This is a genomic window from Longimicrobium sp. (assembly GCF_036554565.1).
GTDB lineage: Bacteria > Gemmatimonadota > Gemmatimonadetes > Longimicrobiales > Longimicrobiaceae > Longimicrobium.
The window spans coordinates 1-4,387 of the sequence record NZ_DATBNB010000180.1; the positions used below are offsets into that span (position 1 = coordinate 1).

General features: G+C 70.5%; 6 protein-coding genes. 4 read left to right on the forward strand and 2 right to left on the reverse strand.

Annotated elements, in window-relative coordinates; all coding sequences use genetic code 11:
* The coding region (locus VIB55_RS04925; RefSeq protein ID WP_331875555.1) for an MFS transporter at positions 1-1,164 on the reverse strand (1,164 nt) is incomplete at its 3' end.
* Positions 1,165-1,259: 95 nt separating this feature from the next.
* On the opposite strand from VIB55_RS04925, the gene VIB55_RS04930 reads away from it, so the two are divergent.
* The 4 genes from VIB55_RS04930 (at position 1,260) to VIB55_RS04945 (ending at position 3,732) form a co-directional block, all read left to right on the forward strand.
* Positions 1,260-1,709, forward strand: a complete 450-nt coding sequence (locus tag VIB55_RS04930) for a PaaI family thioesterase (protein ID WP_331875556.1) — start codon at positions 1,260-1,262, stop codon at positions 1,707-1,709.
* 70 nt (positions 1,710-1,779) lie between these two features.
* The gene (locus VIB55_RS04935) at positions 1,780-2,361 is read left to right on the forward strand and encodes a histidine phosphatase family protein (RefSeq protein ID WP_331875557.1); all 582 of its coding nucleotides are present in this window, start codon (positions 1,780-1,782) and stop codon (positions 2,359-2,361) included.
* A 136-nt stretch (positions 2,362-2,497) separates the two neighbouring features.
* Positions 2,498-3,043, forward strand: a complete 546-nt coding sequence (gene msrA / locus VIB55_RS04940; protein ID WP_331875558.1) for a peptide-methionine (S)-S-oxide reductase MsrA — start codon at positions 2,498-2,500, stop codon at positions 3,041-3,043.
* Positions 3,044-3,156: 113 nt separating this feature from the next.
* Positions 3,157-3,732: a hypothetical protein gene (locus VIB55_RS04945; protein WP_331875559.1), complete on the forward strand. Its 576-nt coding sequence runs from the start codon at positions 3,157-3,159 to the stop codon at positions 3,730-3,732.
* A gap of 386 nt (positions 3,733-4,118) precedes the next feature.
* Here VIB55_RS04945 and VIB55_RS04950 read toward each other — a convergent pair.
* Positions 4,119-4,387 (reverse strand): hypothetical protein (locus VIB55_RS04950; protein WP_331875560.1); only part of this gene is annotated, 269 nt, incomplete at its 5' end.

Consider the following 4,387-nt stretch of genomic DNA (forward strand, 5'->3'; position numbering starts at 1 on the left):
GAAGCCGGCTGCCCATCCGGCGCCGGTCGCGCGCACCTCCGTCGGGTACACCTCGGGGGTGGCGGCGTAGACGGCGCCCCACGCGCCCAGGTTGAAGAACGAGAGCAGGCAGCCGGCGACCAGGATGGCGTCGCGCGACTCGGCCCCCGCGAACAGCAGTGCGGCGAGCGCCGAGCCGGCCAGGAACGTGGCCAGGGTGGGCCGCCGGCCCCACTTTTCGATCAGGTAGGCCGACACCGCGTAGCCCGGCAGCTGCGCCAGGGTGATGATCAGCGTGAACTCGAAGGACTTTACGAGCGAAAAGCCTCGCTGCACGAGGAGCGTCGGCAGCCAGATGAAGGCGCCGTAGTACGCGAAGTTGATCCCGAACCACACCAGCCACAGTGCCAGCGTCCGCCGCGCCAGCGTGCCGCGCCACAGCTCGCCCAGCCCCACGCGCCGAGCGGGGTTTGCCGCGACGGACGGGGAGGGTTCCGTGGGAGCGGGCACGCCAGCGGCGGATTCGAAGCGGCGCACCACCTCTTCGGCCTCGGCCGAGCGGCCCTGCGACTCCAGGAAGCGCACCGACTCGGGAAGCGCGCGGCGGACGACGCCCGAGTAGAGCGCTGGGATGGCGCCCAGCGCGAACGCCCATCGCCAGCCGTTCTCCGACGTGGGGATCACGTACGTGCCGATCACGGCGGCCAGGATCCATCCCACCGCCCAGAACGCCTCCAGCATCACCACGATGCGGCCGCGGATGCGCGCGGGAGAAAACTCGCTGACCAGCGTGGACGCCACCGGCAGTTCCGCGCCGAGCCCAAAGCCGATCAGGAAGCGAAACACGAGCAGCGACGCCACCGACCACGAGAACGCCGCCGCGCCCGTGGCCAGGCCGTAGATCAGCAGGGTGCCCGCGAACACCGTGCGCCGGCCCCGGCGATCGGCGACACTGCCGCCCAGGCTGGCGCCCAGCGCCATGCCGATGAAGCCCACCGCGCCGATCCACGCCACGGTAGGCGCATCGAGCCCCCACTGCCTAGCGAGCGCGGCCATGACGAACGAGATCAGCCCCACGTCCATGGCATCCATCGCCCAGCCGGCCCCGGCGACGAGGAGCAGGCGGCGGTGGATGGGCGTGAACGGCAGGCGGTCGAGCCGGTCGGCGCGGGAAAGGGCGGCCATGGGTCCGTGGTCTGGTGAAACAGCGCTGCGGCGTGCCAGATTCAATCCCCAGGCCACGGCCTGTGCCACCCTTCATCCGCCAGCGAGCGAACGGAATGCCCCGCGCCCCGGAACCCGGCTTCGAAGACCGCGTCCGCGAAAGCTTCGCCCGCCAGCGGCTGATGGAAACGCTGGGCGCGCGGCTGGTGCGCGTGGCGGCGGGCGAGGTGGACGTAGAGCTGGACGTTCGCGATGAGGTGGGCCAGCAGCACGGCTTCGTGCACGCCGGCGCCGTGGCCTCCATCCTGGACAGCGCCGCCGGGTTCGCCGCCTACACGCTGATGCCGGCCGATGCGGGCGTGCTGAGCGTGGAGTTCAAGGTGAACCTGCTGGCCCCCGCGCGCGGCGAGGTGATCGTGGCCCGGGGGCGGGTGGTGCGCGCCGGGCGCACGATCAGCGTGGTGACGGCGGATGCGTTCGGCGTCGAGGGCGGACGCGAGACCCACGTCGCTACCTTCACGGGCACCATGATGACCATCCAGGGCCGGCCAGGCGTCGCGGGCTGACGCGCGTCCTGCCCCCCGACACGCCAGCGATCGCACGTTCCCATCCACTTCACCCGTACCCGATTTCCACATGCGCATCTTTTCGCTGATCCCACTCGCGCTCGCCACGCTGGCCGCCTGCGCGCCCGCGTCGCCGGCCGGATCGTCCCCCGCTCCGTCGGCCGCCGCGCAGGACTCCACCGTGATCGTGCTGGTGCGCCACGCCGAAAAGGCCGGTGCGGCGGGGGAAGCCGATCCGCTGCTGAGCGCGACGGGCGAGGCCAGGGCGCGCGCCCTTGCCGAGGCGCTCCGCACGAGTCGCGTCGACGAGATCATCGTCACGCAGTACCGGCGCACGGGGGCCACCGCCGCCCCGACCGCGTCCGCGCTGGGCATCGTTCCCGACACGTTCAGCACCCGCGCACCGGATCACCCCGCGGCCGTCGCCGCGGCGGCCCGGGCCCACCGGGGCAAGACGGTTCTCGTTGTGGGGCACAGCAACTCCGTTCCGGCGATCATCACGGCCTTGGGCGCGGGGCCCATGGCGAACCTGTGCGAGGCGGAGTACTCCCACCTGTTCGTCGTGGTGCTCAAGGACGGCGCTTCGCCGCGCCTGGAGCGGCGCACCTACGGCGCGCCCGACCCTCCCGGCGCGTCGAACTGCCCTCGGTAGCGCGTCGGCGGCCGGGGCGCATCGGCGGTTTCGGGCGGTGCGGTGTACAGGGTTTGTGCGCCCGCCGGCGATGCGGGGCAGGTTTCAGCGGATGCAGGGTCGTCCGCGATGTGGAGCGAGCGAAAGGGAGCGATCGATGACGGATGCGGGACGCGAAGTGGCTACGCTGGGCGGGGGATGCTTCTGGTGCACGGAAGCGGTGTTCGTGGACCTGCGCGGGGTGGACCGCGTGGTGTCGGGATACATGGGCGGGCCGCTGCCGAATCCCTCGTACGAGCAGGTGTGCTCGGGGCGCACGGGGCACGCCGAGGTGGTGCAGGTGACCTTCGACCCGGCCGAGATCTCGTTCCGCGAGATCCTGGAGATCTTCTTCACCACGCACGATCCCACGACCCTCAACCGCCAGGGCGGCGACGAGGGGACGCAGTACCGCTCCGTGGTCTTCTATCACGACGACGAGCAGCGGCGCGTGGCCGAAGAGGTGATCCGCGAGTTGACGGAGCGCCGGCTGTTCGACGATCCCATCGTCACCGAGGTGAGCCCCGCGTCCGAGTTCTACCGGGCGGAGAGCTATCACCAGGACTACTACGCGCGGAACCCCTACCAGGGCTACTGCCAGGTGGTGATTGCGCCCAAGGTGAGCAAGTTCCGCAAGGCATACACGTCCCGCCTCAAGCGCTGATCGACGGCGGCCGGTCCGGAATCTCCCGGATCGGCCCACCCCATCCGTCACAAACCGCATGGCTCGGGCGTAGACACGTGCGTCCATCCGCCGGAACCCTCACGCCAGATCCGATGTCCATCCTTCGCCCTTCGCGCATCCTGCTGGCGGCGGCCCTGGCGTGCGCCGCGGCTCCGTCCGCCGCCCAGCAGCCGGGGGGATCGCGCCCCGAAGTCGGCGTGATGCCCTACTTCGGCACCGCGTTCACGGCCGCGGTACAGGCGGGCTTGCAGATCCAGGTGCGCCCCTCGGCCGACAGCGAGTGGACCTTCTTCGCCGACTACAACCGCTGGCTCTGGGGGCTCGTCTGCGTGGCCTACGACGGCGTGGACGAGAACGGGGACACGTACTTCGATGACGGCCGCTGCGGGGAAGAGGGCAACGCCATGCACATGGGCGTGATGCGCACGTTCAACCCCGCGGGAGTGTGGCAGCCCTACGTGTCGGCGGGGGCCGGGCTTTCGGAGGTGGTGACCAAGGCCAGGGATGATCGCCCGTCGTTCGTGCTGGAGAGCGGCGTGGACATCGGCGGCCGGAAGATGCTGAACGGCCGGCTGGGGCTTCGGTACCAGACCCGGCCCGGCGCGAGCGGCGGCGGACTGCCCGCCGACTTCGTCGGGCCCGTGATGGCGCTGCGGCTGACGTTTTAGGCGACACGCAGACCGATTCAGCCTGAGCGAAGACGAAGCCCCCCACCAGACCAGGCGAGGGGCTTCGTCGTGCCCTACTTCTTCGGGCCGTTGTTGCCTCGTCCACCGCCGGACGGGTTGCCCGTTGTGCTCGGGCCGTTGGGGGGACGGGGTGTGCTGTTGGCCATGGTGATCTTCTCCTGGAGTTCCCTTGCAACTGCGCGAGCACGGAGGGATAGCCGCTGCCCGCAGGCGCTCGGTAACACCGGCGCGCCAATCCATACGATGAACGGGCGCGCAAGTTTCATGACATAAATAGGATACCTCGCGGAGACAAAACGAAGGGGGCGCGGAGAACGATCCTCCGCGCCCCCTCCGTGTTGTCCGTGCCCTCCGTGTGAGACCGATCAGTTGTCTTGGATCCTCACGCGATCGGAGCTGCCGCGGCCGAACGTCTCCGGGCTGTACATCTCTTCCGCGCGCGGCGGCGGCACGATGAACTCGCCGGGCGTGGTGGCGCGCGCCACGTACGAGTAGGTGTGCACGCCGGCGTTCAGCAGGGAAGTGAACGCCTCCGCCCGGTCGTCGCGCAGGTTCTGGTGCTCGAACCACGGGCCCCACCACCAGCCGCGGTACTCCGCCTGCCGCACCGTCGTCACCACCCGCCCGCGCACCG

Bases quoted from the DNA above. Each gene is read 5' to 3' on its own strand.
- VIB55_RS04935 (WP_331875557.1), top strand. From the start codon at position 1,780: ATGCGCATCTTTTCGCTGATCCCACTCGCGCTCGCCACGCTGGCCGCC.
- VIB55_RS04930 (WP_331875556.1), top strand. From the start codon at position 1,260: ATGCCCCGCGCCCCGGAACCCGGCTTCGAAGACCGCGTCCGCGAAAGC.
- VIB55_RS04945 (WP_331875559.1), top strand. From the start codon at position 3,157: ATGTCCATCCTTCGCCCTTCGCGCATCCTGCTGGCGGCGGCCCTGGCG.
- msrA (WP_331875558.1), top strand. From the start codon at position 2,498: ATGACGGATGCGGGACGCGAAGTGGCTACGCTGGGCGGGGGATGCTTC.